34 protein-coding genes are annotated in these 25784 nt (G+C 64.5%); 17 read left to right on the forward strand and 17 right to left on the reverse strand.

All coding sequences use genetic code 11. The features are described 5' to 3' along the window. Positions 1-2 precede the first annotated feature (2 nt). The 7 genes from ACQR1Y_RS07600 to ACQR1Y_RS07630 are packed head-to-tail and all read left to right on the forward strand — an operon-like array spanning position 3 to position 5886. The gene (locus tag ACQR1Y_RS07600; RefSeq protein ID WP_434859316.1) at positions 3-1106 is read left to right on the forward strand and encodes a carbon-phosphorus lyase complex subunit PhnI; all 1104 of its coding nucleotides are present in this window, start codon (positions 3-5) and stop codon (positions 1104-1106) included. Continuing rightward, a complete protein-coding gene (locus tag ACQR1Y_RS07605; RefSeq protein WP_434876438.1) occupies positions 1103-1987 on the forward strand; it encodes an alpha-D-ribose 1-methylphosphonate 5-phosphate C-P-lyase PhnJ in 885 nt (294 codons plus the stop codon). Before ACQR1Y_RS07600 ends, ACQR1Y_RS07605 begins: the two co-directional genes overlap by 4 nt. Further along, positions 1980-2774, forward strand: a complete 795-nt coding sequence (phnK, locus tag ACQR1Y_RS07610; RefSeq protein ID WP_434876437.1) for a phosphonate C-P lyase system protein PhnK — start codon at positions 1980-1982, stop codon at positions 2772-2774. Before ACQR1Y_RS07605 ends, phnK begins: the two co-directional genes overlap by 8 nt. Before the next feature lie 11 nt (positions 2775-2785). Continuing rightward, complete coding sequence (phnL, locus tag ACQR1Y_RS07615) at positions 2786-3484, forward strand: phosphonate C-P lyase system protein PhnL (RefSeq protein WP_434876668.1); 699 nt, start codon at positions 2786-2788, stop codon at positions 3482-3484. A gap of 17 nt (positions 3485-3501) precedes the next feature. Further along, positions 3502-4659, forward strand: a complete 1158-nt coding sequence (locus ACQR1Y_RS07620; RefSeq protein WP_434876436.1) for an alpha-D-ribose 1-methylphosphonate 5-triphosphate diphosphatase — start codon at positions 3502-3504, stop codon at positions 4657-4659. Then, positions 4656-5300 (forward strand): phosphonate metabolism protein/1,5-bisphosphokinase (PRPP-forming) PhnN, encoded by a 645-nt coding sequence (gene phnN / locus ACQR1Y_RS07625; protein ID WP_434876435.1) that lies wholly within the window; start codon positions 4656-4658, stop codon positions 5298-5300. Before ACQR1Y_RS07620 ends, phnN begins: the two co-directional genes overlap by 4 nt. Beyond that, a complete protein-coding gene (locus ACQR1Y_RS07630; protein ID WP_434876434.1) occupies positions 5278-5886 on the forward strand; it encodes a pyridoxamine 5'-phosphate oxidase family protein in 609 nt (202 codons plus the stop codon). Before phnN ends, ACQR1Y_RS07630 begins: the two co-directional genes overlap by 23 nt. A gap of 40 nt (positions 5887-5926) precedes the next feature. Here the strand turns inward: ACQR1Y_RS07630 and ACQR1Y_RS07635 are convergent, their stop codons facing one another. From ACQR1Y_RS07635 to ACQR1Y_RS07645, 3 genes are all read right to left on the reverse strand, one after another. After that, complete coding sequence (locus tag ACQR1Y_RS07635) at positions 5927-6148, reverse strand: hypothetical protein (RefSeq protein ID WP_434859322.1); 222 nt, start codon at positions 6146-6148, stop codon at positions 5927-5929. A 1294-nt stretch (positions 6149-7442) separates the two neighbouring features. Beyond that, a complete protein-coding gene (locus ACQR1Y_RS07640) occupies positions 7443-7766 on the reverse strand; it encodes a DMT family transporter (RefSeq protein ID WP_434876433.1) in 324 nt (107 codons plus the stop codon). A gap of 185 nt (positions 7767-7951) precedes the next feature. Further along, complete coding sequence (locus ACQR1Y_RS07645) at positions 7952-8212, reverse strand: hypothetical protein (protein ID WP_434859324.1); 261 nt, start codon at positions 8210-8212, stop codon at positions 7952-7954. A gap of 193 nt (positions 8213-8405) precedes the next feature. Between ACQR1Y_RS07645 and ACQR1Y_RS07650 the strand changes: the two genes are divergently transcribed. After that, positions 8406-9380, forward strand: coding sequence for a quinone oxidoreductase family protein (locus tag ACQR1Y_RS07650; RefSeq protein ID WP_434876432.1), 975 nt, complete (start codon positions 8406-8408; stop codon positions 9378-9380). A gap of 76 nt (positions 9381-9456) precedes the next feature. Here the strand turns inward: ACQR1Y_RS07650 and ACQR1Y_RS07655 are convergent, their stop codons facing one another. After that, positions 9457-9732: a hypothetical protein gene (locus ACQR1Y_RS07655; protein WP_434876431.1), complete on the reverse strand. Its 276-nt coding sequence runs from the start codon at positions 9730-9732 to the stop codon at positions 9457-9459. A gap of 134 nt (positions 9733-9866) precedes the next feature. After that, on the reverse strand, positions 9867-10490 hold the full coding sequence (locus tag ACQR1Y_RS07660) for a LexA family transcriptional regulator (RefSeq protein WP_434859326.1): 624 nt from the start codon (positions 10488-10490) through the stop codon (positions 9867-9869). Between the two features lie 142 nt (positions 10491-10632). Between ACQR1Y_RS07660 and ACQR1Y_RS07665 the strand changes: the two genes are divergently transcribed. Continuing rightward, the gene (locus ACQR1Y_RS07665; RefSeq protein WP_434859327.1) at positions 10633-11160 is read left to right on the forward strand and encodes a GcrA family cell cycle regulator; all 528 of its coding nucleotides are present in this window, start codon (positions 10633-10635) and stop codon (positions 11158-11160) included. 64 nt (positions 11161-11224) lie between these two features. Continuing rightward, positions 11225-11824 (forward strand): DUF6456 domain-containing protein, encoded by a 600-nt coding sequence (locus ACQR1Y_RS07670; RefSeq protein ID WP_434876430.1) that lies wholly within the window; start codon positions 11225-11227, stop codon positions 11822-11824. A 59-nt stretch (positions 11825-11883) separates the two neighbouring features. Here ACQR1Y_RS07670 and ACQR1Y_RS07675 read toward each other — a convergent pair whose 3' ends face one another. Next, positions 11884-12237: a hypothetical protein gene (locus tag ACQR1Y_RS07675; RefSeq protein WP_434876429.1), complete on the reverse strand. Its 354-nt coding sequence runs from the start codon at positions 12235-12237 to the stop codon at positions 11884-11886. A gap of 254 nt (positions 12238-12491) precedes the next feature. Here ACQR1Y_RS07675 and ACQR1Y_RS07680 point away from each other — a divergent pair, with 254 nt between their 5' ends. Further along, a complete protein-coding gene (locus tag ACQR1Y_RS07680) occupies positions 12492-12923 on the forward strand; it encodes a hypothetical protein (protein WP_434876428.1) in 432 nt (143 codons plus the stop codon). A gap of 45 nt (positions 12924-12968) precedes the next feature. On the opposite strand, the gene bamA is transcribed toward ACQR1Y_RS07680, so the two are convergent. Next, positions 12969-15236: an outer membrane protein assembly factor BamA gene (bamA, locus tag ACQR1Y_RS07685; RefSeq protein WP_434876427.1), complete on the reverse strand. Its 2268-nt coding sequence runs from the start codon at positions 15234-15236 to the stop codon at positions 12969-12971. 290 nt (positions 15237-15526) lie between these two features. On the opposite strand from bamA, the gene ACQR1Y_RS07690 reads away from it, so the two are divergent. Next, positions 15527-16582: a hypothetical protein gene (locus ACQR1Y_RS07690; protein ID WP_434859331.1), complete on the forward strand. Its 1056-nt coding sequence runs from the start codon at positions 15527-15529 to the stop codon at positions 16580-16582. Between the two features lie 180 nt (positions 16583-16762). Here ACQR1Y_RS07690 and ACQR1Y_RS07695 read toward each other — a convergent pair whose 3' ends face one another. Both ACQR1Y_RS07695 and ACQR1Y_RS07700 read right to left on the reverse strand, forming a co-directional pair. Further along, complete coding sequence (locus ACQR1Y_RS07695) at positions 16763-16996, reverse strand: DUF6894 family protein (protein WP_012028945.1); 234 nt, start codon at positions 16994-16996, stop codon at positions 16763-16765. A 223-nt stretch (positions 16997-17219) separates the two neighbouring features. Continuing rightward, positions 17220-17405: a hypothetical protein gene (locus ACQR1Y_RS07700; RefSeq protein WP_434859332.1), complete on the reverse strand. Its 186-nt coding sequence runs from the start codon at positions 17403-17405 to the stop codon at positions 17220-17222. A 25-nt stretch (positions 17406-17430) separates the two neighbouring features. Between ACQR1Y_RS07700 and ACQR1Y_RS07705 the strand changes: the two genes are divergently transcribed. Beyond that, complete coding sequence (locus ACQR1Y_RS07705; protein ID WP_434859333.1) at positions 17431-17619, forward strand: hypothetical protein; 189 nt, start codon at positions 17431-17433, stop codon at positions 17617-17619. 2 nt (positions 17620-17621) lie between these two features. Here the strand turns inward: ACQR1Y_RS07705 and ACQR1Y_RS07710 are convergent, their stop codons facing one another. The 4 genes from ACQR1Y_RS07710 to ACQR1Y_RS07725 form a co-directional block, all read right to left on the reverse strand. Continuing rightward, entirely contained in the window at positions 17622-17948 is a 327-nt protein-coding gene (locus tag ACQR1Y_RS07710) for a cupin domain-containing protein (RefSeq protein WP_434859334.1), read from the reverse strand. Further along, complete coding sequence (locus tag ACQR1Y_RS07715; protein WP_434859335.1) at positions 17945-18607, reverse strand: YqcI/YcgG family protein; 663 nt, start codon at positions 18605-18607, stop codon at positions 17945-17947. The genes ACQR1Y_RS07710 and ACQR1Y_RS07715 overlap by 4 nt, the downstream gene beginning before the upstream one ends. 119 nt (positions 18608-18726) lie before the next feature. Next, positions 18727-20019 carry an MFS transporter gene (locus ACQR1Y_RS07720; protein ID WP_434859336.1) on the reverse strand — a complete coding sequence of 431 codons (1293 nt, stop codon included), beginning with the start codon at positions 20017-20019 and terminating at the stop codon, positions 18727-18729. Beyond that, positions 20019-20726, reverse strand: coding sequence for a hypothetical protein (locus tag ACQR1Y_RS07725; RefSeq protein WP_434876426.1), 708 nt, complete (start codon positions 20724-20726; stop codon positions 20019-20021). Before ACQR1Y_RS07725 ends, ACQR1Y_RS07720 begins: the two co-directional genes overlap by 1 nt. 64 nt (positions 20727-20790) lie before the next feature. Here ACQR1Y_RS07725 and ACQR1Y_RS07730 point away from each other — a divergent pair, with 64 nt between their 5' ends. The 3 genes from ACQR1Y_RS07730 (at position 20791) to ACQR1Y_RS07740 (ending at position 22755) form a co-directional block, all read left to right on the forward strand. Beyond that, positions 20791-21810 carry a GlxA family transcriptional regulator gene (locus tag ACQR1Y_RS07730; RefSeq protein ID WP_434859338.1) on the forward strand — a complete coding sequence of 340 codons (1020 nt, stop codon included), beginning with the start codon at positions 20791-20793 and terminating at the stop codon, positions 21808-21810. A gap of 202 nt (positions 21811-22012) precedes the next feature. Then, positions 22013-22312, forward strand: coding sequence for a hypothetical protein (locus ACQR1Y_RS07735; protein ID WP_434859339.1), 300 nt, complete (start codon positions 22013-22015; stop codon positions 22310-22312). A gap of 89 nt (positions 22313-22401) precedes the next feature. Continuing rightward, entirely contained in the window at positions 22402-22755 is a 354-nt protein-coding gene (locus ACQR1Y_RS07740; protein ID WP_434876425.1) for a phasin, read from the forward strand. Between the two features lie 89 nt (positions 22756-22844). Here ACQR1Y_RS07740 and ACQR1Y_RS07745 read toward each other — a convergent pair whose 3' ends face one another. From ACQR1Y_RS07745 to ACQR1Y_RS07755, 3 genes are all read right to left on the reverse strand, one after another. After that, positions 22845-23159, reverse strand: coding sequence for a c-type cytochrome (locus tag ACQR1Y_RS07745; protein WP_434859341.1), 315 nt, complete (start codon positions 23157-23159; stop codon positions 22845-22847). Between the two features lie 106 nt (positions 23160-23265). Beyond that, complete coding sequence (locus tag ACQR1Y_RS07750) at positions 23266-23400, reverse strand: hypothetical protein (RefSeq protein WP_434876424.1); 135 nt, start codon at positions 23398-23400, stop codon at positions 23266-23268. A 282-nt stretch (positions 23401-23682) separates the two neighbouring features. After that, positions 23683-23928, reverse strand: coding sequence for a hypothetical protein (locus ACQR1Y_RS07755; RefSeq protein ID WP_434859595.1), 246 nt, complete (start codon positions 23926-23928; stop codon positions 23683-23685). A 375-nt stretch (positions 23929-24303) separates the two neighbouring features. Between ACQR1Y_RS07755 and ACQR1Y_RS07760 the strand changes: the two genes are divergently transcribed. Continuing rightward, positions 24304-25458: an OpgC domain-containing protein gene (locus tag ACQR1Y_RS07760; protein WP_434876423.1), complete on the forward strand. Its 1155-nt coding sequence runs from the start codon at positions 24304-24306 to the stop codon at positions 25456-25458. Between the two features lie 5 nt (positions 25459-25463). On the opposite strand, the gene ACQR1Y_RS07765 is transcribed toward ACQR1Y_RS07760, so the two are convergent. Further along, positions 25464-25724, reverse strand: a complete 261-nt coding sequence (locus ACQR1Y_RS07765) for a hypothetical protein (protein ID WP_434876422.1) — start codon at positions 25722-25724, stop codon at positions 25464-25466. Positions 25725-25784 lie beyond the last annotated feature (60 nt).

Consider the following 25784-nt stretch of genomic DNA (forward strand, 5'->3'; position numbering starts at 1 on the left):
GCATGTATGTCGCCGTCAAGGGTGGCGAGCGCGCCATCGAGAATGCGCATCGGCTGCTGGCGCATGAGCGTCGCGGCGATCGCAATGTGCCGGATCTGTCGCTGGCGCAGATTTCCGAGCAACTCGGCCTCGCCGTCGATCGCGTGATGAGCGAGGGCTCGCTGTATGATCGCGAGCTCGCCGCGCTGGCCATCAAGCAGGCCCGCGGCGATCTGATCGAGGCGATCTTCCTGGTGCGCGCCTTCAGGGCGACATTGCCGCGCTTCGGTGCGAGTGAGCCGGTCGATACCGGTGCGATGCGGGTGCAGCGGCGGGTATCGTCGACGTTCAAGGACATCCCGGGCGGGCAGGTGCTCGGCCCGACCTTCGACTACACGCACCGCCTGCTCGATCCGCAGCTTGCGAAAGGGGCCGATCCCGAGTCCCCTGCGATGGCCGAGGCCTCGACTGCGCCGACGCCGCGAGTGACCGACATTCTTGGCCAGGATGGTCTCATCGAGCCGTCGCCGCAGGCGGAAGCCGGCGCTCCCGTTGGGGACCTGACGCGTGATCCCCTCGGCTTTCCGGCGGGGCGCGATCTGCGGCTGCAGAATCTCGCGCGTGGTGACGAAGGCTTTCTGCTTGCGCTTGGCTATTCGACGCAGCGCGGCTACGGCCGCAACCATCCGTTCGCCGGCGAGATTCGCTTCGGCGAGGTCGAGGTCGAGTTCTTCGCCGAGGAGGTCGGCTTTGCCGTGCCGCTCGGCTCCATCGAGCTGACCGAGTGTCAGATGGTCAATCAGTTCAAGGGCTCGGCCACCGAGCCGCCATGCTTCACCCGCGGCTACGGCCTCGCTTTCGGCCAGAGCGAACGCAAGACGATGTCGATGGCGCTGGTCGACCGCGCCCTGCGCGCGCGTGAACTGGGTGAGGACGTGATCGCGCCGGCGCAGGACGAGGAATTCGTGCTGTCTCATTCCGACAATGTGCAGGCGACCGGCTTCGTCGAGCATCTGAAGCTGCCGCACTATGTCGATTTCCAGTCCGAGCTTGGCCTGTTGCGCAAGCTGCGTCAGGAGTTCGCGGACGCCCATGCGGCTCCGGCCATGAAGGAGGCCGCGGAATGAACGCGCCGACCTACAATTTCGCCTATCTGGACGAGCAGACCAAGCGCATGATCCGCCGTGCGATCCTGAAGGCGATCGCGATCCCCGGCTATCAGGTGCCCTTCGCAAGCCGCGAGATGCCGATGCCCTATGGCTGGGGCACCGGCGGCGTGCAGGTCACCGCCGCCATTCTGGGACCCGCTGATGTGCTCAAGGTCATCGACCAGGGGTCGGACGACACGACGAATGCGATCTCGATCCGCAAGTTCTTCGCCAAGACGGCGGGGGTCGAGACCACGACCTCGACGGAAGCCGCGACCGTGATCCAGACCCGGCATCGCATTCCCGAGGCGCCGCTGCGCGACGGGCAGGTGCTGGTCTATCAGGTGCCGATTCCGGAGCCGCTGCGCTTCCTCGAGCCGCGCGAGACCGAGACGCGGCGCATGCATGCGCTGGCCGAATATGGCCTGATGCACGTCAAGCTGTATGAGGACATCGCGCGCTTCGGCCATATCGCCACCTCCTATGCATATCCGGTCAAGGTCAATGCGCGCTACGTGATGGATCCGTCGCCGACGCCGAAATTCGACAACCCCAAGATGGACAATTGTCCGGCGCTGCAATTGTTCGGCGCGGGCCGCGAGAAGCGGATCTATGCCATTCCGCCGTACACGCCGGTCGTCTCGCTCGATTTCGAGGACCACCCGTTCACCCGCTACAAGTTCGATGCGCCCTGCGCGCTGTGCGGCGCGGAGGATTCCTATCTCGACGAGATCGTGACCGACGACAAAGGCAGCCGCATGTTCGTCTGCTCCGATACCGACTATTGCGAGGGCCGGCAGGCCGCGGGGCATCGCGGCGTCCAGAGCGCCGCTCCGCACAAGGAGACCGCTCATGGCTGAGATGATCGGCGCATCCGACCAGCCGCTGCTGGTCGCCGAGGGGCTTGCCAAGAGCTATGGCCGTCTCGCCGCCTGCCGCGACGTGTCCTTCGTGCTCTATCCGGGCGAGGTGCTCGCCATCGTCGGCGAATCCGGTTCGGGCAAGTCGACGCTGCTGCAGATGCTGTCGGCGCAGCTTGCGCCGAGCGCGGGGCGCGTGTCCTACCGGATGCGTGACGGTGTGCTGCGTGATCTCGCCGAGCTTGGCGAGGCCGAGCGCCGCTTCCTGTTCCGGACCGATTGGGGCTACGTGCATCAGGATCCTGCGCAGGGCCTGCGCATGGCGGTCTCTGCCGGCGCCAATGTCGGCGAGCGGCTGATGGCGGTGGGCTGGAACAATTACGGGCGGATCCGTCAGACCGCATCGTCCTGGCTCGAACGCGTCGAGATCGACGTCGCGCGAATCGATGACGCGCCGCGCACCTATTCGGGCGGCATGCGGCAGCGGCTGCAGATCGCGCGCAATCTGGTGACCGAGCCGCGGCTCGTGTTCATGGACGAGCCGACCGGCGGGCTCGACGTGTCGGTGCAGGCGCGCCTGCTCGACCTGATGCGCAGCCTCGTCAACGAACTCGGCCTCGCGGCGATCGTCGTGACGCATGATCTTGCGGTCGCGCGGCTGTTGTCCCATCGTGTGATGGTCATGAAGGAGGGGCGGGTGATCGAGACCGGCCTCACCGACCAGGTGCTCGACGATCCGCGCGAGCCTTACACGCAGCTTCTCGTCTCCTCGATCCTGCCGCCATGAGCCAGACCGCAATGACCGTGATGATCGATATCGAAAAGGCCGAGAAGACCTTCACCATGCATCTGCAGGGCGGCATTTCGCTTCCCGTGGTGCGCGGCGTCTCGTTCCAGGTGATGTCAGGCGAATGCGTGGTCCTGTCGGGTCCGTCGGGCGCGGGCAAGTCGTCGATCCTGAAGATGATCTTCGGCAACTATCGCTGCGACGCCGGCCGTATCGCGGTCCGGCATCAGGGCGAGATGGCCGATCTCGCCAGTGCCGAGCCGCGTCAGGTCCTCAACGCCAGGCGCCTGACCATCGGCTATGTCAGCCAGTTCCTGCGCGCGGTGCCGCGCGTGGCGGCGCTCGATGTCGTTGCCGAACCGCTGCTGACGGCTGGGCTGTCGCGCGACGAGGCGCGGGCACGGGCGGGTGAGCTGCTCGGCCGGCTGAACATTCCAGAGCGGCTGTGGTCGCTGCCGCCGTCGACCTTCTCCGGCGGCGAGCAGCAGCGCGTCAACATCGCGCGCGGCTTCATTTCCAACCTGCCTGTCCTGCTGCTGGATGAGCCGACTGCCTCGCTCGATGCGGCGAACCGTGCCGTCGTGGTCGATCTGATCGCGGGGAAGAAGCAACAGGGCGTGGCGATGCTGGCGATCGTCCATGATGACGAGATCCGCGCGCAGATCGCGGATCGCACGGTCGACGTCACGACATTCGCAGCGGCCGCCTGAGAGGTGATGGATTGCAGATGAGCGCGAACATGTCCGACATCGTGATAGGCAACGCGAAGCTGGTGCTGGCCGACCAGGTGATCGAGCAGGGGTGGGTGACGATCGCCGACGGCCGCATCGTCGAACTCGGCGAGGGCGCCTCTCCCGCGGGAAGCCTGGATGCCTGCGGCGACCTGCTGATGCCCGGCCTGGTCGAGTTGCACACCGATCATCTTGAAGCGCATTTCGTGCCGCGTCCGAAGGTCTATTGGGATCCCGTGGCGGCCGTGATCTCCTACGACGGTCAGCTTGCGACAGCCGGGATCACGACCGTGCTGGACTCGCTGCGGGTGTGGAGCGAGGAGGGCGCCGAGGGCGTGGATGGTCAGGCCAACGTGCTTGCCGATGCCATCGCGACCGCACGTGATGGCGGGCTGCTGCGCACGAGTCACTTCCTGCATTTGCGCTGCGAGGTGCCGATGCCGACCGTGGTCGAGGAAGCGCGTCAGCTGGCCGGGCGTTCCGACGTGCGGCTGATGTCGCTGATGGACCATACGCCGGGGCAGCGTCAGTTTCGCGACGAGGGCAAGCTCCGCGACTACTACCGCGGCAAGAGCGGCGGCAAGACCGATGCCGAGCTCGACGTCATGTTTGCGCGACGTTTCGCCTATCAGCAGGCCTATGCGGCGCCGAACATGCGGGACATCGTCGCGCTGGCCAAGGCGCACGGCGTGCCGCTTGCGAGCCATGACGACACCACCGAGGAGAACGTCGCCGACGCGATCAAGGACGGCATCGCGGTCGCCGAATTTCCGACCACGATCGAGGCGGCGCGCGGCCTGCATGACGCGGGCATCAGCATCCTGATGGGGGCGCCGAATGTGGTTCGCGGCGGCTCGCACTCGGGCAACATCGCCGCGGTTGATCTCGCCCGCGAGGGATTGCTGGACATCCTGTCCTCGGACTACGTGCCATCGAGCCTCCTGATGGGCGCGCTGCAATTGCCCGAGCGCGTCCCGTCGATCGATCTGGCCGCAGCCGTGCGGACCGTGACGAAGGCGCCGGCCGATGCGGTCGGGCTGAACGACCGTGGCGAGATCGCCGCGGGCAAGCGCGCGGACCTGATCCGCGTTCACATTGCCGGCCAGGTGCCCGTCGTGCGCAGCGTCTGGCGGGAAGGAATTCGGGTGGCATGAGCGAGGTGCGGGCTGCATCGCTGGATCTGCGAGAGAGGCTCGGTCCGGGGCACCTGGTCCTCGTGGTTGGGCCGAGCGGCGCGGGCAAGGATACGTTGCTCAATGTCGCGCGCCGCGAATGCGCCGTCGATGACCGCGTCGTCTTTCCGCGGCGGGTCGTCACGCGCGAATCCTCCGCTTTCGAAGACAATCTGGAAATGAGCAAAGCCGGCTTTCGCGAAGCGCTCGCCGCCGGCGATTTCGCGCTGCATTGGGATGCCCACGGCCACGGCTACGGTGTGCCGCGCTCGATCAACGACGACATCCTGGCCGGCCGAACCGTCGTCGTGAATGTCTCCCGCACGGTGATTCAAGCAGCGCGTCGCGACTATGCTCATGTCATCGTCGTCGTCATCACCGCGCCGGCCGACGTTCTCGCCGAGCGTCTCGGCAAGCGGCATCGTGCGAGTGACGGCGACATCGGCGAGCGTCTCCACCGTGCCGTGAGCGACGACGACGTGGCAGCGGATGTCACGATCGTCAATGTCGGTGATCCCGAGCCGCACGGCCGCCGCCTGGCCGAGATCATCAAGCGGCGGAGTGACGGAGCGCCGATCATAGCTAACGAGGGAAGCAGCCATGTCGATCATCACCACGATTGAACAGCTCGAGGCGATCTATGGCAAAACCGGGTTGGCCTCGACGGCGAAGGTCGCTGATCGCGTCACGCCGCACTATCGGGTGATGATCGAGAAATCGCCGTTCGTTGCGCTCGCGACCTGCGGTCCCGAGGGGCTCGACTGCTCGCCGCGCGGCGATCTGCCCGGCTTCATCCGCATTCACGACGACAAGACGCTGATGATGCCGGATCGCCGCGGCAACAACCGGGTCGATTCACTGCGCAACATCGTTCGCGATCCGCGGATCGGCCTTCTGTTCCTGATTCCGGGATCCGGCAACACGTTGCGCGTGAACGGTCATGGTCATCTGTCGACGGCGCCGGAGCTGCTGGAATCCTTCCGCATGGAAGGCAAGCTGCCGCGGTCCGTGCTCGTCATGACCGTGGAGGAAATCTACTTCCAGTGCGCGCGGGCCATCGTCCGTGCCGATCTTTGGAACCCGGACAAGCGGGTAGATGCACGAGAGTTGCCCACGCCCGGTCAGATCCTGGCGGCAATGACGGCCGATATCGACGGGGCCGCATATGACCGCGAGTGGCCCGAGCGTGCGCGCCAATCCATGTGGTGAATCCGGCGCGGCGCGCGCCGGAGCAATTCGGCTGGAATGTTCAGGCTGCGACGTCGAGCAGGCGCGATGACCCCCTGACGAGAGTCTTGCGCCCGTCAACGGTGAGCGTCGCGGCGCCGTTGCTGATGTGCGCCAGGCCGAGGACAGTCAGCTGTTCGACGATCATGCCGTTCAGCCGCCGGCGGTCACGCGCGGGAATGCGAAGCGCCTTCAGCGTCTCCCATTGATCCGGCGTGAGCTCGTGTTCGACATCTGCGTTCATGGGGCCTCGAATGTTGCCGTCCAGCCTTCGTCTTAGAAAGTCAGCGTGACGAAGATGCGACCTTCATGCATCCGTAGTGCTACGGCGGTTTCATTACGCCGGAAGCGGCGGCGAATTAATTCAAATTTGAATGATCTCGAATCTGCGGTGCCGCATGGACGCCGACGTGTTGTTAGCGGTGAACAATGGTCGCGGGTTAACCGAACATTAAGGCAAGGGTTCGTGGAGGAGCGGTAACGCCACTGTCACATGCGTGTGTCAAACGGCGCCATCGTCCAGCTCGAATCGGCCGGTGCGCATCCGTGACTCGAAAACGCGTCGAATGGCTGACTTGAACGACGCCCCGCTGCCGCAGGCGAACCGCAGAACCTGGTTGCGCGGCCTCGGAGGTCTTGCGCTGAGCCTCTCGATCGCGTGCCTGGCGGTGTATGTGCTGACGCGCGCTGTCAAGAAGCTCGATATCTCGCATGTGCTGTCGATCGCCCAGGCGACGGACAAGCATCTGATCGCGATCGCGCTGGCGCTGGTCGTGTTCTCCTATGCGAGCTTGACCCTGTATGATCTGTTCGCGCTGCGCACCATCGGCCGTCACGATATTCCCTATCGCGCTGCGGCGATCGGCAGCTTCACGAGCTATCCGATCGCGCATGGAATAGGCGCGGTCGCGCTGATCTCGCCGCTGGTTCGCTACAGGATCTACGCGCCTTACCGGCTCCGCGCGATCGACATCGCCAATATCAGCTTCCTGACCGGCCTGACCTTCTGGCTCGGCAATCTCACCGCGCTCGGCCTGAGCCTGATGATCGATCCGGATGCGTTCGGATGGGTGGAGTATTGGCCGCCCGCGCTCAACCGGGGCATGGCAGCCGCGCTGCTTTGCGCCGTGTTCGTCTTCGTGATCTGGAGCTGGCCGGGCCGGCGCAGCCGGCGTTGGCCGGTTCGTCTCCCATCCGGTCCGGCGGTGCTGCTGCAGATCCTGGTCGGAGTGTTCGAGTTGAGCAGCGCGGCGCTCGCGATGTATGTGCTCATCCCGGCCGAACTGGACATCGGCGTCGTCAGGCTCATGGCGGTGTTCATCGCGGCGACCTTGCTCGGCTTCGCCAGTCACGCGCCCGCCGGGATCGGGCTGTTCGACGCGACAATCCTGCTAGGGCTCGCCGGCGCGGATCAGGAGCGGCTGCTCGCGGCGCTGTTGATCTTTCGTGTTCTCTATCACCTGCTGCCGTTCCTGCTTGCGCTCTTCCTGTTCGGCGGTGTGGAGTTGTTTCGCTCGCATCGGAAGCCAGTGGCGGAATCAGGCCGGCGAGTTCAGCTTCAGTCCAACCATGCCGGTGATGATCAGCGTCAGGCAGAACAGCCGCATCGGATCGGCCGGCTCGCTGTAGAGGGCCATGCCGACAAGGATGCTGCCGGCCGCGCCGATCCCGGTCCATACCGCGTAGGCGGTGCCAAACGGCAGTGAGCGCAGCGCCAGCGACATCATCCCGAAGCTGAGCAGGATCGCGATCACGGTGGCGACGGTGGGCCAGAACCGTGTCAGACCATCGGAATGCTTGAGGCCGAGCGCCCAGAGAATCTCGAGCAGACCGGCTGCGAGCAGGAACAGCCAGCCGCTCATGGGAACGGCTCACTCGGTCGTGCGGACGCGCGCGGCCTCGGACCTGCGTCCCGGACAAGCAGAGCTTTTGCGCGAAACAGTCCGGTCATTCCGTCACCCCCCGCGCGGGTCGCCGCTGCCCTCCATGTGCATCGTTCGCACGACGCGCATATGACAGATGATGAAGTCGGGGCGAGGCTGGCGGACTATCGCTCCTCCATCATCGTGAAGACGAAGCCGGTCAGCGTGGCGCCGACCGTGAAGGACAACGTCAGCACACCGACGAAGATCATGAAGGTGATGTGCGGGTCGAGGCTGTGCTCGATCAGCGTCGAGATGCCGAAGGCGTCCAGCTGGGTCAGCGCGAAGGCGAAGCCGAGCCCCAGCGCGGCGCCCATGAAGGTGTGGCAGGCAAGCTCGATCAGGATGGCCGGCTTGGCCACGGCGCTGCGTCTTTTCGGCGGCATCAGCCTGTCCTCCGCATTCGCCGGAGAACGCTGGAACGGCGAGCGTGGTTCCTCGGCTGCCGCGCAGGCGCAGCAAAGCCGATTGCCAAACCGAACCGACTGCGGCTACGGATTCAAACTTCGGCGGTGCAGCCGAGGGCGCGAGAGCGCGCAGTTGCACAAGCGCAATTCGACAAGGGAGGATGGACAGCAGATGACCCACGCCATTCGTTTCCACAAGACCGGCGGCCCAGAGGTCCTGACCTGGGAGCAGGTCGAGGTCGGCAAGCCCGGTGTCGGCGAAGCGCGAATCCGTCAAACCGCGGTCGGCCTGAACTTCATCGACATCTACAATCGCTCCGGGCTCTATCCGGTCCAGCTGCCAAGCGGCCTCGGCAGCGAAGGGGCCGGCGTGATCGAGGAACTGGGCGAGGGCGTCACCGATCTCAAGGTGGGGGACCGGGTCGCCTATGGCTCGTCGCCGCTCGGCGCCTATTCGGAGGCGCGGCTGATCCCGGCTGCGCAACTGCTCAAGCTGCCCGACGAGATCGACGACAAGACCGCGGCAGCGATGATGCTGAAGGGGCTGACCGCCCAGTACCTGATCCGGCAGACCTACCGCGTCAAGGCGGGCGACACCATTCTGCTGCACGCCGCCGCGGGCGGCGTCGGCCTGATCCTCAGCCAGTGGGCCAAGCATCTCGGCGTGACCGTCATCGGCACCGTGTCGAGCGACGAGAAGGCGGAGCAGGCGAGGGCGCATGGTTGCGACCACACCATCGTCTATACGCGGGAGGACTTCGTCGCGCGCGTGAACGAGATCACGGGCGGCAAAAAGGTGCCGGTGGTGTATGATTCCGTCGGCAAGGATACGTTCCTGAAGTCGCTCGATTGTCTTGCGCCGCTCGGATATGCGGTGCTGTTCGGTCAGTCCTCCGGCACGGTCGATCCGCTCAATCTCGGGCTCCTCGCCCAGAAGGGCTCGCTGTTCGTGACGCGGCCGACGCTGTTCACCTATGCGGCCAAGCGCGAGAGCCTGGTGGCGATGGCCAATGAGCTGTTCGATGTCGTCAAGTCGGGCGCGGTGAAAATCGAGGTCAACCAGACCTATCCTCTCAAGGAAGCCGCCAGCGCCCACGCCGATCTCGCCGGGCGGAAGACGACGGGATCCACTGTCCTGCTCGTCTGAGCTCACAGCGGGGCGTCCGCAAGGCGTCGCCTGATGAAGCCGCCCCCGCCCGTTCGCGCGGAGGGACGTCCTTCGATCAGACCTGCTCGTGCTTGCGCAGATCGCGCAGGTGGTCGAACCGGGCCGCCTGCAGATCGGCGTCTTGCCCGTCGATCTCCGGCACTGCGGCTTCGGACATGACGTCGCGCGTGATGTCCGCGACCGAGTGGCCGACGATCTCGTGAATGAAGCTAATGTTCGAATACTCTCCCGACGCGACCCGCGCGACGACGTCGCGCCGGGTCAGTTCAGGATCGACGACGGCCTCGCGCCCGCGGCGGCCATAGTCGATCATCACGACGAAATACTGCATGAAGCGCCAGTTCGCCTCCGGACCAAATCGGCCGCTGCATTATTTCTGAAAATAAGAAAATGTCAAGGCGAATCGTCTTGCCGTCTCAGGCACCGCGCGCGAGGAGGCCCGAGGTCCTCCTCGCGCATTCTTTCTCAACGTTCCTTGTTCGCCGCGCGGGCGCGTGACTTGGCGGCCGCCTTGGCGCGGATCCGCGAGATCTGGCCGCGCGGCAGGGTCACGAAGATCTCGCCGATCCAGTCCAGCTTGACGCCGACGATCGGCTTGGCGTTGAAGCTCTTCAGATTGACCACGGACGGCGATTTGCCGCGCTCGATCGTCTTCAGATAGCGCTCGCCGGACTTGAGGCGCACCACGGCCTCCTCGCCGTAGAAGCTCGACAGCGGATGGCGCTGTTCGCGATAGACGACGATGACGTCGCCATTCTCATATTTCGGCAGCATCGAATCGCCCATGACCTCGAAGGCGATGGTCTCCTCGGAGATCGGGAACGGCAGGGCGACCTCGCCCATGCCTTCGAGCGGCACCTGCTCGAAATCGGGCTCGATCACCGAGCCGGCGCCGACCCGGCCCATGATCGGAACGGAGTTCAGCTCCAGATATTCGGTGATCAGCGGGATTTCGGCGGCCTTGATCAGGCGCTGGCCTCCGAGGATCTCGGAGACGGCGCCGGGCCGCACGCCCATGGCGCGGGCCAGCCCTCCCTTCGTTTTTCCCGGCTTCTCGAGTGCACGCTCGATCATGGCGACGTCCAACATGGCATTGACCCCTTTTGCGAATCTCGGAAAGGATTATACGTTTCGATTTATCAGAACTCAAGCTTGACTTTTCCTTCGGAATAACGGAAATTAAGCCGGCATGCAAGAGCCGGCGGTCGAAATCCAGAAGAAAGAGGCAAGAATGCAGTCCACCGATTGGCCCGATTCACATTCCAGCGCGCTCCGCGAGCTCCATGCCAGGGGGCTCTCCTACGCCGAGATCGCCCGGGCGCTCAATGCGCAGTTCGGTACGGCCTATACCCGTAATGCGACGCTCGGCCGCGGCAAGCGGCTCGGTCTCGTCGCGCCGGCAGCCCCCAGAATCGCTCGCTCCGAAGCCCGGCCGATGTCGGCGGCGTCGGGAACCCGCCATCGACGCGCCGAGGCCCCGGACCGGCCGGTGTCGGCGCCGCAGCGCAAGACCCGGGTCAAGCTGCGCTCGGTCGGCATCAGCCCGCGGCTGCTGTCGCTCGACCAGCTCGAGCCCGGCGATTGCCGCTACCCCTATGGCGGCGACCGCGATGATGATCCCATCACCTTCTGCGGTCATCCTCGCCAGCCCGGCTCCTGCTATTGCACGCCGCATTTTCATCTCACGCGTGAGCCCGCCGAGCCGGCGACCGACCGGCCGACGGGCCCTCTGACCCTGCGGCTCGTCGCCGCCGCGTGAGACGCGGTCTGAGACGCAGTCCCTGCCACAGACCTGATTTCCTTCACAGTTCCGGAGACGAGACATGGCGCGCCCTCGACGCAGCAAATCCATTCGTATGGCCAAGACGCACGACCGCCGGGCAGCCCAGCTGCCGCGGAACGCGGATGTCGTTCCGGTCGAAATCGACGATCCCCTCGCGCTCGAACCGGGTGAAAAAATCGTCGCGCTGCGCTCCGTGCGCGGCGATCCGCTGGGACGGCTGCACGCGCACAAGCAGCTCGACGACGCCCAGTACCAGGCCGGACGTGCGTTTCAGAACGACTGGGAGCGGGCCGAGCGCGGGCCGCAGGCGATCGACCCGTCGCGCGACCATGTCGATGGCGCGCGCGGACGCGAGCCGGTCACTGAAGCGCAGCGGCAGGCGGTCCTGCGTCTCAATCGCGCCGAGCGCGAGCTTGGCGCTGATGGGGCCGCCATCACCCATGACGTTCTGGTGCAAGGTCTGACCATGGAGCAGGTCGGGCACAAGCGCGGGCTGGCCAGCCAACGCTGGAACGACTATTTCGCCCGCCGCTTCAAGGAGTGCCTGGACCGGCTGGCGGTGGTATACGGTCTTGCGACGGAGCGCACGGCGCTCCGGCCTGGGCAAACGCCGCGATCGAGCCCGCGGCGCGAAACCTAAAGGCATCTCCAACCAGCGCAGCGAGCGCCGGTCGCCTCCTCCGTCGAGGTGTCCGGCGTTCAGGGATGCGGCGCGACGGTGTACGTCGTGCTGTAGGGCTCGACCCGCAGCGACGCATGGGCGAGCAGGGCGATCTTGGCCGACGGAGCCATCTGCAGCTCGCCATTTGGTCCACGATGGACATTGTACTGCCAGGCCGTGAGATCGCCCTTCTGGGACAGCGCGTGCGCGATCGCACCGGCATCATTGCCGCCGATCGTCTTCATCTCGTCGGCCGTCAACCCGATGACGATCTCGTCCTTGACCGTCACCACCTTGAACAAGGACGTCTTGGCCTCCTCGGCCAGCGCGGCGGACGCAGTCAACGCCAGCATGGCGAGAGCGCCGAACATGGGGCGGGTCAATGAAGTCATGAGGTCTCCTGCTCGTCATCATATCGTCGTCGCTGAGCGCGCAGGCTTTGGTGGTCTGCAGGTGGCTTTCGGTTCGCGGAAAGCGCTTGAAATAATTGCGGCGAAGATTTGAACCAGGTGGCGCGAGCCGAGTCTAAGCACTCTCATGTGCAAACGAAAAGCTGTTCGTCCCGGGTTGAAGCCCTTGTTGACGCAGGTCAAGCTGCCTGCTTCGGCTTGTCGTATCAGAGACGCGCGAAGTGACGGGGGATGCCATGTTCACAGGTAACTATCTGTTCCGTTCATCCGGCGGCAAGGCCGCGCTTGCAGCTGTCGCGGCGATCGCCTTCACAGCGGCCGAGCCGGTGCCGGCCGCCGCGCGGGGGGCTGGCCCGGCCAGCAAGGCAGCGGTCGCCAAGGTGGCTTCGAGCGACGTCACGGATCTGAGCGCGCGTCGACGCCATCGTCGTGTCTACCGGGGCAACTCCGCCGCCGGCCTTGCCATCATGGGCGCGATGATCGGTACGATCGGCGCGATTGCCGCGCATCAGCACGACGACGACTACTACTATGGGCCGGGGTACTATGCGGGACCCGGCTACTACGGGCAGCCGAGGGTGTACTATGCACCGCAGCCCTATTACGGCCATCCGTACTACGGCCACCCATATTATGGGCCGCGCGTTCACTACTACCATCCGTACTGAACGGATGCTGCGGCGATGAGGCCCGTCCGGGCGCCGGCGTTTCGCCTAGAAGCCGCCGGCGCTGAAGCGGAACGGCTGCGCCACGTCGTAGGGCGCCTTGCTGATCGGAACCGCATAATCGACCGTGAGCGGCCCGAACGGCGAGGCCCAGGTCATGCCCACGCCGACCGATGACCGCAGCACGTTCCGGTTCGCGACCTGCGCGTTCTGCATTGGTCCGCGATAGCCGAACACGGTGCCGGTATCGACGAAGGCGGATGCCCGCAGGCCGTACTCCTGCGGCAGGCCGGGAATGTTGCCCTGCAGCTCCGCGGTGGTCGCCCAATACATGCTGCCGCCGACATTGTCGCGCGTCGATCCCGGCGTGAGATCGCGCGGACCGAAGCCGCCGGGCGCGAAGCCGCGCACCATGGTGGGGCCGCCGAAGAAGCTATTGAGAAGCGGCGCCTGCTGGCCGCCCCATCCGGTGATGTAGCCGCCCTGGGCGCGCACCATCGCGGTCAAGTCCCGATTGACGGCGCGGTAGTAGCGGACGTCTCCGGTCGTCCGCAAAAAGCGCACGTCGCCGCCGAGGCCGGCGAGATCCTGCGTCAGTTGTGACCGGATACCGCTGGTGGGAAACTTGTTGTTGTCGAGCGTGCTGGTGGTGATCGTATTGCCGAGCGAGGACACGGTCTGCCGTCCCGCATTGACCGCCTGTCGCACCGGCAACGAAGCCGCCGCCGGCGAGATCCCAGGCGCGAGCACCACCTTCTGGTCGTAGAGCGAGTAGCGCCACAGCATGGCGGTCTGCTCGCTGACCGGCATGCCCAGAGTGAGAGCGCCGCCATAGGTATTGCTGCCGAACGCCTGGAAGTTGCTCACCATGTTCTGGCGTGCGAACAATTCCAGGCCGGGTGTTGTCCGGCCCAGCGCATAGGGCGACGTGAAGGACAGGGTGGCGCCGCGCGCGAACTGGCCGTAGGTGAATTTCGCCTGCGCCGTGTTGCCTGTGCCAAGCACGTTGCGGTCGCCAATCTTGACCTCGGCGAGCAGTCCGTCCGTCGAGGAATAGCCGCCGGACACGTTGAAGTCGCCGGTGGCCTGGTCAACGGCTTCGACGTCCAGCACGATACGATCCCGCGTCGATCCCGGCCGCGTGGTGATTTTGACGGTCGTGAAATAGTTCAGGCTGCGCAGGCGCCGCTCGGCGCGATCGACCAGCGTCCTGTTGTAGGCGTCGCCTTCACCGATATCGAATTCGCGGCGGATGACGTCGTCCCGGGTGTTCGTATTGCCGTGAATCTCGATGCGCTCGACGTAGCTGCGCCGCCCCTGCTCGACCTGGATGGTGATGTCGGCCAGGCCTGCCGGAGCATTTCGGGTGATCTTGGGCTCGATTTGCGCGAATGGAAAGCCGAGCCTGCCGAGTTCGGCCGTCAGCACCTCCGAGGTCTTGTCGAGCTTGCTCTCGTCGAACACGTCGCCTTGCTGCGCCGGCACCAGCGCCCGCAGGCTGTCGCAGGACAGACCCTGCACGTTGCATGCGACGTCGATTGCTCCAAACTTGTAGAGCCCGCCTTCCTCGATCGAGAACACGAGATTGTAACCGCTGTTCGCCGCATCGTAGTCGACGCTCACATTCGTCACCTCGGCGTCGGCATAACCGTGGCTTCGATAGTATTGCCGCAGCAGCTCGCGATCTTCATTGACCCGATCGGCGTCATAGACGTTGCCGCCGGTCACGAAGCTCAGCACGTGGGTCGCCGAGGTCTTGATCACGGCATGCAGTTGACGCGCGCCATAGGCATGATTGCCGACGAAGCTGATGGCGCGGACCGGCGTCTTCTTGCCTTCGGTGATGGTGAAGACCAGATCGACGCGATCGTTGCCGCGATCGATGATTTCCGGCACGACCCGGACGTCGTCACGTCCGACGCGATGGTAGGCCTGGATGATGCGGACGACGTCGCCCTGTACGGTCGCGCGTCGCAGACCCGCGCGCGGCTTCGATAGAACGGCCGCTGTCAGATCGGCGTCTTTCACCTTCTTGTTACCTTCGAAGACGACGCGATCGAGCACTTTTGCTTCCCGGAGGCGGACGACGATCCGGCCGCCGGTACGGGCGAGCTTCACGTCGTCCACCAGTCCCGTGGCAATCAGCGACTTCAATCCCGCGTCGAGCGCGGCGTCGTCGTAGCGTCCCTTGGCATCGGCATGGAAATAGGAGCGCACCGTGTTGGCATCGACGCGCCGATTGCCTTCTACGACAAGGGTTTCCGCTGATGCCGTCCCGCACTGAAACGTTGTTGCCGCCAGTGCCGCCAACAGCATTCTGCTGCTGCGCGATCTGCCGGAGGCAGGGAGACGATCGTCCCGGGCGGTCATGTCTCTGCGTCCTGCCTGCTCGTCATCGGCAGGATGCAAGAGCGGGCGGACGGCCAAATCATGTCAGGGCCATGGAGACTTGCGGGCCATGAATCACGCCTGCGAAAGCGCCAGTGGATCGGAACCGATGGAGGCCGCAGAATCGACGCAGAGTCGATTCAAACGCCAGTCAACATCGTTCGACATCTGCTGGCGCCGGCAAGGCGCTGGCGTCGCAAACCAGGTGGGAACAGACCATGCGTGCGATCGCTCTGGCCCTCATTGTTTGTACCTTCGTGCAATCGGCCCTGGCTGCGGCGATCGTTCCGGAGATCGACCCGCGCGCCTCGCTCGGCGTCGTGCAGCAGTGGATCTACAATTATCGGACAAAGCCGGACTATGCTCACGTGCCGGCTGCCGTGCGCGTGCTATTCCACTCGCAGACCTTCAAGGAGCCGGAAAATTCGGGAATCTATCTCGGCTTCATCGCGGGGGCGATCGGCTCCAATCCGGCCAAGGCCGAGCAACTGATCAACAGCTTCTTTCCTGTGCCTCCGGAGGAGGAGTGGGTGATCGTCCGGGCCATCGCCTATTCAGGCGTGCCGGAATGGCGCAACCTCCTGCGCAAAGTGGCGCCGCGGATGCCTGGGCGCCGCGTGATGATCGACGGCTATCTCAGCGGCACGCAGCCGACGCTGATGGAGATTCCGCTGGAGGAGGCGAAGCCGGGAATGATGGACAAGCTGCGCGGCGCGTTCACGCAGAATCCGTTCAAGAAGGAGGAGCGCAAGCTCGACACAAGGCTGAGCTACGCGACGCACCAGGATCTGCTCGACATCCTCTGGGGCTATTACTTCGCAACCGGCTCGCGCATCCCGATCCAGCGCATCGTGCAGATGCTGCCCTGGGCGAAGAGCCGCGACACCGTCGACAAGCTCACCGTCGGCAGCATGGCGCGCTACACGCTCGCCAGCTACTCGGTGCGTGACGCCGGTCTGCGCGACTATCTGCGCGAGGAACTGGCGCGTCAGTCAGGACCCGTCAAGGAGCCGTTGAGGGAAGTCGTGGAGGCTGCCGACACGGTGCAGTTGGGTGCGGTGCGCAAGGATGCCGTCGCCGCCGTCGAAGAGCTCAAGACCAAGGGCTCCGATGCCCGGCGCAACATGGATTTCTGGGGACAACTTGGGGTCGGGGCCCTGGCGCTCGGATGCGTCTCGGCCGCTGCGCTGGGGCAGGTCGCGGTCGGCATTCCCTGCGTGATCGGCGGCTCAGCCTCGCAGGGACTGCTGTCGTTCTGGGAAAAGCAGCAATAGATGCTCGCGATCGGCTGCTCGATCTCTTCGGTGCCACGTGCAGCGCGATGACCAGCAGTGGCGGTGATTGCGGATTCGAGGCCGCCGAGATGCTCTGATAAGTTGCGACCGTGGCGCCAAATTCTACGAAAGGTTGTGACTTCTGCCGGATGCTCTTGCGCGCCGACGGGCCCGGAAAAATCAGGACAGGCTCGCCTTCACCGCTGCTGGATAGACCGGCTCGCGGTGAATTTCCGCGCCGGACTCGTCGACCACGACGATCGAAAGCCTGCGGTCTGTAATGCGGGGATCGTGCCGCAACCGCCGGGCCAAATCCCGGCTGTGCTCGATGGCCCCCGCACTTGTCGCGAATTCCAGGCCGGTCCGGTCCCGGGTTGGAATGCCATCCTTCATATCGAAATAGTAAGTGCGCATGGTCTTCCCGCAGCCGCTGTCGTGCGGGAGCGGGGGCGGACCCGACGCAGGACCCGCCCCCATGCTCCCCCAGGGCCAAACTATAGAAGACCTCTAATGTGGAGGACAAGCTTACCGCTGCCGGAATTCCCCTGTTGCGTTCGGTAAATGACCGTTTCCCCTGGCGTCGTTAGCCGGAAACTGCCACAAAGCTCAAATTGCGCCGCCGAATTCAACCTATCGGTCAGTTCGGCTTGCTGCAGGAGTTGTTCACTGGCATACTTTCTACCTCTTCGGGTTCCGCGCGGTCGATTTCCAGCCGGGCCATCCTGAGGATCAGCGTCGCAGTCGTCAGACCGAGACTCTCCGCCTCGATTGCTGCAGTATCTACCTTGCGTGCAAGGCCTTCACGTTTGCTAAGGACTGGCATTACTGTTTCCTGCCAAAGGTGCGAGATGAAGAATCCCACATTCATCGCGGAGCTGCACACCAAGCTCGGAGCCCCATCGAGCGAAGCCGTGGAGAGCCTTCGTCTATTGAAGGCTTTCCTGAAGCTGGCTCCGGGCCAGCGCATCGAAGTGATCGAAATGGTCGAGCGGTTGAATTCCGCCCCTCGTCCGGAAACGGACTGTCCTCTCTCCTGAAGCTATGTCTCCTGACTGCAAGCAAGAGATGCGGGTGGCCGCGTAGCAATCGCGTAGATTGCATCGTCAAGCGCTTCCGATTCGTGCAGCGTCCCAGCCGGCAAGAGGATCTTGTCACCGGCGGTGCAGACGCGCTCGCCGCCCTCCCAGCGAAACGTCAGCCGTCCCTTGATCACGACGAGGATTTCGTCGACCGGGTGGGTGTGGAAGGCGTGAACCTTTCCGGCCGCATCGTGCTGCAACTCGATGCAGCCCTGGCTCGGCAGAAGCGCGAGGATGTCGGGATCGATCGCGAAATCGGTTTTCGTTGCAGCGATGATCTGGGTCATGCGGCTTGCTCCTTGTCTCCGATGGACGATGGCTTGCCCTGGGCCAGCTTGTGGAAGGGACAGGCCGGCGGCGGCTGGTTGTCGTCGTAGAGGAAGTATTGCTTGAACTCCCGGCCCTCCGGATTGCCGTAGCGGCCGAGCAGGGGAGAAGGCCTCGTCGTGTCGAACGGGATCAGCCGCTTGCGCACCTCATCGAAGGCCTTGGCCGCGGCTTCGTCCGTGCCGAGCATGCGCTCGAACACCCAGCGGGGCTGGAAGGTGAGCATGAAAGCGCTCGAGCGTCGGCTCTGCCGCATCACGTGCGCCGGCGTGCTGCAGACGACGAAGATCGGTTCGCCCGCAAACGAGAATTCCCACATCGGATGGTCGACCGTCTCCGGAATCTCTGCAGGCCAGGCCTGCTTGTCGATCTGAGCGAGCTGATCGAGGATCTGCCAGAACTTCTTGTAGTAGGCGTCCATCGTCTGCACCGGACGCGGCCGGGTGAAGAGGATCAGCGACGTGTTGGGCCCGTGAGATCTGCTCTCGGATACGAATAGAGCGAGTTGCTGGCCGAGAACGTCGATGTCGATCGGGTCGAGAAACAGATAGCGCAACTGATCGTGGCGATAGCCCGCGACGCCGAACACGCAAGGAAAGGGTCTTGCTTCGCTGCTCATCTGAGCTTCGAATTCAGAAAACAGGACGCTTTGCCAGCTCCCGGCTGCGTGGCCGGATCGGACTTCGTCCTTTCTCAAGTACAAACGCGACATACTGACCCTCTCTGTTTTCTTATGATTTAAGTACGAAGTATCAACTTGTGCCTCATCATCAGCGGCCCGAGCAGTCCAGGAAGCGACATCAAAAGAAGGATCTCGATCAGCGCGGCGTAGCTGCCGTCGCTGGCCACCGTGCGCAGGCTGCCGCCGGCGTCCGCGCCGAGGCCGCTCGCCGCCACCATCGCAAGCGCGATCACCGGCTGCGCCAGACCGGCGAACACGCCGGCGGTGGTCGTGTTGATCGACGCGCCTACGCCGATGCGCTCCGCCGTATAGAGCGACTTGGTGCATTTCAGGATCAGCGGCACGGTGCCGCCGGCCACCAGGCCCAGCACCGCGAACACCGCGCCGACATAGAAGAAGCCGAGCGCATGCGCGAAGGCCGGCAGGAGGAGTGCGACGAGCAGCATGCGCAACAGGGTGATGGCGATCAGCGCTCCGTGCAGCGACCGCGTCCGGTCTGCCGCGTGACCGAGAAAGATCGATCCGACCGCATTGCCGACCATGAAGGCGAGCAGCGGGCCCCCGGCCGCCGAGGACGAGAGGCCGAAGTAATGGGCGACCATCGGGATGCCCCACACGCCGGCCAGCGTCGTGACGACCGCGAAATGCGCCGCGAAGCTCATGGCGCAGCCCCAGTTCGCCGCCGATCCGAGCGCGTGCCAACTCGCGATCAGCACACTCTTGAGCGTCCTGGCGGCATTGTTCGCCGGCGCAGCCTTGAGCACTGTGGATGCGCAGGCAAGATTGGCGACACCGACGCAGGCGATGAACAGGAAGCAGGCGCGCCAGCCGAAGCCGCTGATCGCAGCCGCGAGCGGCGTGGTCGCGATGACGCCGCCGGCATAGCCTGACACCTGGGAGATGCCGGACATCAGGCCGAAGCGCTGATCGGAGAAGCTTTGAGCCACGAGCTTCAACAGCGCCGTGAACACCAGCGCGTCGCCGCAGGCGACGACGACGCGCGCGATGAAGACATCGAACAGCGTCGGCGACAGCGCGAAGGCGGCGCTGCCGAGCGCGGACGCGGCCATGCTGCAAAGGACGACACGCTTGACGCCGTAGCGATCGACCAGCACGCCCGCAGGAATCTGCATCAGGGTGTAGCCCCAGAAGTAGCTCGAGGCGAGCATCGCGACGCCGGATGCGTCGGTGCCGAAATCACGGACGAAGCCGAGGCCCACGGTCTGCGGCGACATCCGCTGCAGGAAGGCGATGGCGTAGGCGAACGCCACCGTCCCCCACGCGATATAGGCGCGATCGGCAAATCTCGGTTGTGACGCTGCGACCGCCTGATGTCCGAGAACCGCCATCACAGCCTCGCATAGCCGACGGAGAACAGCGCGTCGGCCGAGTTCGGGATGATCTGGGACATCGCCGTCTCCACCAGGGAGGCTCTGCCGTGATAGTCCTGCTTGATATGCTGGATGTGCCCGTAGGCGCCGCGCATGATCATGCCGGGCACCTCGAGCGGCTTGCCCGGATAGATCGTGGCGCACATCTCGACGCAGGCTGCCTGCAACGCGGCATCGGCCGGTTCGCCGAGCAGCGACGGGGCGACCTTCTCGCAGATCTTGGCGTTGGCGGCCCACACGATCGGATTGCGTGTGCGCCAACCGTACAGAATGCCTTCATCGCTCACAGCACCGGGATGCTTGAGGATCTGCGACGTAAAGAATCCATACAGGCCACGCCCCTGATGCGCCGGCAGCACTTCGGTCCCGCTGCGATAGATCGCCAGCCGTCCCGCGACGGTCATCACGCGATAGACGGAGAAGGCGACCAAGCCGATATGATCGTAGACGAGAACGAGGCTGTATTTGCTGTCGAATGGCGAAGAGGCGGCGGTCCAGTGCGGTTCGATTGCTTTCCAGTTAATAGCAATGATCGAATTCATCGCATCCATGATCGGCTGCCGATCCGGCGCCTGGATCTGCGACGCGTCGTGAAAGCTGTAGACGGTGTAGTCGTCCCAGGGCGAGGCGATGGTCGGATAGCGGCCATCCAGGTTTCGCGACATCGCGTGAACTCCAGCACTGCACGTCGAGCTATACAGGCCGCTATTCGATGGCTTAAAGGACAATATGCCCTCGAAATCTGCCAACTCAGCTCGGCGTTTTGCGGTGCGCCGCGACGGCGCGGAGCGGCGGCTCGCCATCTTCGCGTTTCCCGGCGTGACTCTGCTCGATGTCTCCGGTCCCGCGCAGGTCTTCGCCGAACTCAGCGAGATCGAGCTGCCGGCGCCCGGCTACGCGCTGACCTACGTGTCCAGGGATGGCGGGCTGGTGCCGACCGATGTCGGCTTGATGATCGACACTGCGCCGATCTCGTCGCTGAAGCCGACCGAGGTGGATACGTTGCTCATTCCGGGCGGCCCTGGCATCTGGAAGCTGCGGCAGGATACAGCCGCTATGCATTGGATCGGCGAAGTGCTCCCGGGTGCGCGGCGGATCGCCTCAGTCTGCCTCGGCGCCTTTGCCCTCGCGTGGGTGGGGGCGCTCGAAGGCAAGCGGGCTGCGACACATTGGCGCTACTGTCCGCGGCTGCAGGACAGCTTCCCCAACGTCAAGGTCGAGCCGGACGCCATCTTCGTCCAGGACGGCCGGATCTGGTCGTCAGCCGGCGTCAGTGCCGGCATTGACCTCGCGCTGGCGATGATCGAGGAGGATTTCGGTCACACCATCGCGCTCGACGTGGCGCGCCGCCTCGTCGTGTTTCTCAAGCGTCCCGGCGGTCAGAGCCAGTTCTCGACCGTGCTCGCCGCGCAGGCGTCCGACGTCGAGGGGCGGTTCAGTGCGCTGCATGCCTGGATCATCGAGAACATCGCCAGCGACCTCCGCGTCGAGACGCTGGCGGCGAAGGCCGGCATGACGCCCCGGACCTTTGCCCGCACCTATGTCGGGCGAACCGGCATGACGCCCGCCCAGGGCGTCGAGGCGCTCAGGGTCGAGACGGCACGCCTTCTGCTGGAAAGCCGCCAGGTCGATAGCGTGGTCGAGGTAGCCAAGCGGGCCGGTTTCGGCGACGACGAGCGCATGCGGCGGGCGTTCCTGCGGCATCTCGGTGTGTCGCCGTCGGAGTATCGGCGGCGGTTCTCGAGCTGAGGGCGTCGTCCCCGATTCCGGGATATCTCAGCCGTTTCGCCGCGGTTCGCGGCTTTCGGCTTGCATTGCGGTTAATCGAGGCGCCCACGGTCGGACCGGAACGGCCGTGCCGTCTGCAATCGCTCTAAGGCTTCCGTAAAATGCTGCGCGTATGAAAGTGGAAAATTAGATGCAAATCCTTGCGTGAAGCGGGGAGAGGCCAATGACGAACATCGTTCCCTTCCGCAAGAAGATCGTGCCGTCGCCACACGTCGCGGTACCTCGTCGGGAGCTTGCGGTCGCGGTTGCCAGCACCGTTCGGCTCGAGGTCGTTCACTCCGGCACATCGGAGTGTCGAGAGGATATCAGGAAGACGGTGATCCTGCTCGACCTTGCTCTGCAACATGCGCGAGAACTGTCCGACATGGTCACGGACGAGCGCATGCGCCGGATCTATGACCGTCATCTCGCCTCGATCGAGTATTCGCTGCAGATTGCGCGTGAGCGGCTGTCAGCGCTCTGAGGTCCTTTGCCGTGTGCCCGACCTGTGCATTTGCACGGGGACGCCGAAAGCCGAATGTGGTAGTTGGGTCGCTCGTGGAGGACGCAACGATGACCCAAACCAAACTGGAAGTGCCCGCGGAGCTGCGAGACCTTGCGGAGAAGACGATTGCCCAGGCCGAGAGGGCCTTCGAGATGTTCTTCGATGCCGCCGGCAAGTCGATCGGTACGGTTCCGGGACCCGCCGCCGACATGTCCAAGCAGGCGCTTACCCTGACCGAGCAGAACATCAAGACGGCATTCGAGCACGCCCGGAAGCTGGTGCACGCCACTGAGCTCGAAGAGGCGATGCGGATCCAGTCCGAGTTTCTGCGCAGTCAGTTCACCAACGCCGGCGAGCACATGAAGACGATCACGTCGAGCATCATGTCGGCCGCGACCAAGGCGACCGAGCCGAAGAGCTGAGTCTCAAGCGCCCGTCTCGAAACCGGGACCCGCAGCGATGGAGATCGGCGGCGAGCCAGCCGCCGGCACGACGACAGGTATGAGGCGCGCTATTTTCGCAGCGTGCCGATGTAGGCGGCGATGTCGGCCGCCTCCAGCCGATTGAGCGGGAAGCTCGGCATTTTCGGATGCGGATCGAGCAGGAAGAAGGCAACCTTCTCCGGGGTGAAGTCGGCCTTCTGCGCGATCTGGGCGAAGGACGGGACGTCGGCGCTGGCCTGCTTCTGCGTTCCCTCGATCAGGTGGCACGAGGCGCACCAGCGACGGGCGAGATCGGCCCCGTGATCTGCATCAGCGGCTCTTGCCGATGTCGTCACTGCGGTTGCGACCGCGATCGCCATAACTCTCGTCACCAGGGCGCGCATCAAGACACTCCGATCATTGGTCTGTTGGATGATGGACATCGTGTCGGCTGCGCACGCGGGCATCTCATGGGGGCGGACGTTCGCCCCGCCGAGGAGCGTATCGACGTTAGTTGCAGCACGACTTAGGAAAGTGCGACAGGTCGATCTTGCTGACGATCGCTTTCAGGAGCATGCGGAGCCGGCGAAGCCAGGACGAGTCCGGCACGGGGACGACCGTCAGTTCTTCGGCAATGTAGGACATGTCCGGCCCTCCCTGTCGCTCAGCGTCTTTCCGCTCAGCCTGTTGACGAGGTGCATGCGGCCGCACGCGGGGCACGCGACCGCTTCATAGGCGTCGAACTCGTCGGCCATGGCCGGGACGGCCAATCCGATCTGCACGTTCGATCCCGTCTGGGAGCAGCGAAAAACGAGAGTTTCCATCGCCTGAACATGACAAACCCGGGCGTTCACGCCTTGATCTGTCTCAACAGACGAATGGGGCCGGCGCGGGTGCGCTGGCCCTAAGGAGGCGGAGAGGGATGTGTCAGGTCAGCCCGTGCGACGCCTTGGCGAGATCCAAACGTTCCGCCACATTGACCGGCGTAACGGAACCGGTCTGGGCCGCGCGGAGGGCGGCATCGATCTTCGATTTCACGCGGCGCGCGGCGAGCGCGGCGAGCCTGGTTTGGGTGCGTCCGGTTTTGATCTGGTCACCGAACTCGTACCGCCATTCCCAAATGTCCGGTTCAGCAGTCGCCACGACCGTATATTGGACACCTCGGTGGATCACGGAACCCCCCTGTTCATACTTCCACTCCAAGTCAACGTCTTCCGAACCTACAATCAATCCGGGCAACTACGGGACTGGAACAATTGCCAGAGCCGCAAAGGCAAATTGGTTAACACCTCGGTCCCGGTAATGTTCCGCTGTTGCGCGGATGACGTGCGTCATTCCTGGATTCCCGGTTTTGTGCACCGGTGGAATACCAGGTCGGATTGTGCTGGAGGATTGCAGGATGCGCCGCGCCGGCGGGCGCGCGCTGCGCAGCGGGCCAGACGGTTGAACGATGTACGCTGCCGATGCAGTGTGCAGGGTGGCCGTCGCTCACGAGGGGTCTAGAATGAGCTTCGCAAAGACGGTTCGCTCGACGGGAAGAGGCCGCTGTTGAGTGTCGCGCATCGAGAGCCGTCGACCGCGGATCGCGTCTCTGAAACCGGCAAGGTGCATCGCGACCTCAGGCTCGACGCGTGTCGTGGGCTCGCGCTGTGGTTCATTTTCATCGACCACGTGCCCGATAATTCGCTGGCCTGGCTGACGCTGCGCAACTACGGCTTCAGCGACACGTCCGAAGTGTTCGTCTTCATCTCCGGCTATACCTGCATGCTGGCCTATGGGGGGGCGCTGCCGACGCAGGGCTGGGCGACGACGGTGGTGCGCGCGCTGCGGCGCGCCTGGGAGATCTACGCGGCATTCCTGGTGCTGCTGCTCGCCTATGCCGCGCTGGTCTGGGCGGTCGGCGGCGGCACGCGCTTCGTCGACGAGACCAACACGGGCTTCTTCTTTCGCGAGCCCGGGCCGACCCTGCTGCACGTCGCGATGCTGCAGTTCGCACCGGTGAACACGGATATTCTCCTGACGTTCGCCATCCTGCACATCTGCTTTCCCATCGTGCTGTTCGCGATGATGAGCAGCGCGACGCTGACGCTCGCCCTCTCGTTCGTCGTGTACATGATGGTGCAATTGTTCAGCTGGCAGGTCCCGGCGTGGCCGAGCGGCGAGCTCTATTTCAATCCATTCGCGTGGCAGTTCCTGTTCGTGATCGGCGCCTGGTACGGCTTTGTCGGGACCAGGAGCCTGCGTCCGATCCTCGATTCGCGGACACTGCTGGTTGCCGCGCTCGCCTATCTCGCCTTCAGCCTCTTCATGGCCCTGAGTTGGGAGTTCAAGGTGCTGGAGAGCCTGATTCCGTCGGCCGTAAGCGGTCTGATCTATCCAATCTACAAGAGCCACCTCGCGCCGGTCCGGTTGCTGCACTTTCTGGCGCTGGCCTTGGTGGTGTCGCGTCTGGCGCCGCCGGAATGGCGAGGTCCGATCCGGCCGCTGATGACCGCGATGATCAGATGCGGCGAGAACTCGCTTTCGATCTACTGTCTGGGAGTCCTGCTGGCTTTTCTCGGGCAAGTCATCTTGACCGACGTGGCGAGCGGCTTTGCCATGCAATGCGCGATCAGCGTGGTCGGAATTGCGATGATGATCGCCGCGGCCACGCTGCTGACCTGGGAATCCCAGCTCGATCGGCGCGGGCCGCGGCTGTTCTGAGCACGTCAGCGCCGGCGGGCGACGGCGACACCGAACAGGAAGGCGACGAACAGGCTCGCGATCGGCGCTTCGCGCGTGACCGCGCTGACGGTCGACAGCACGGTCCCGGGTCGTCGCGCGTCCCTGGCGACTTCGCTCAGCCGGTCCACGGCCGCACTCAAGGTGCCGACCACCTCGCCGAGGGTGCGTGACATGTCCGTCGCGGTATCGAGCGCGCGTTCGGCGACGCCCGGCTGCGGAGGAGTTTCGAACGTTTCGCTGCTCACTTTGGTAGCCTTCTCGACGCTGATCGGCCGGATTGCTTCACCAGTCTCGCTCCGGCCAAT

The sequence above is a fragment of the Bradyrhizobium sp. HKCCYLRH3099 genome (assembly GCF_051167855.1).
Taxonomy (GTDB): domain Bacteria; phylum Pseudomonadota; class Alphaproteobacteria; order Rhizobiales; family Xanthobacteraceae; genus Bradyrhizobium.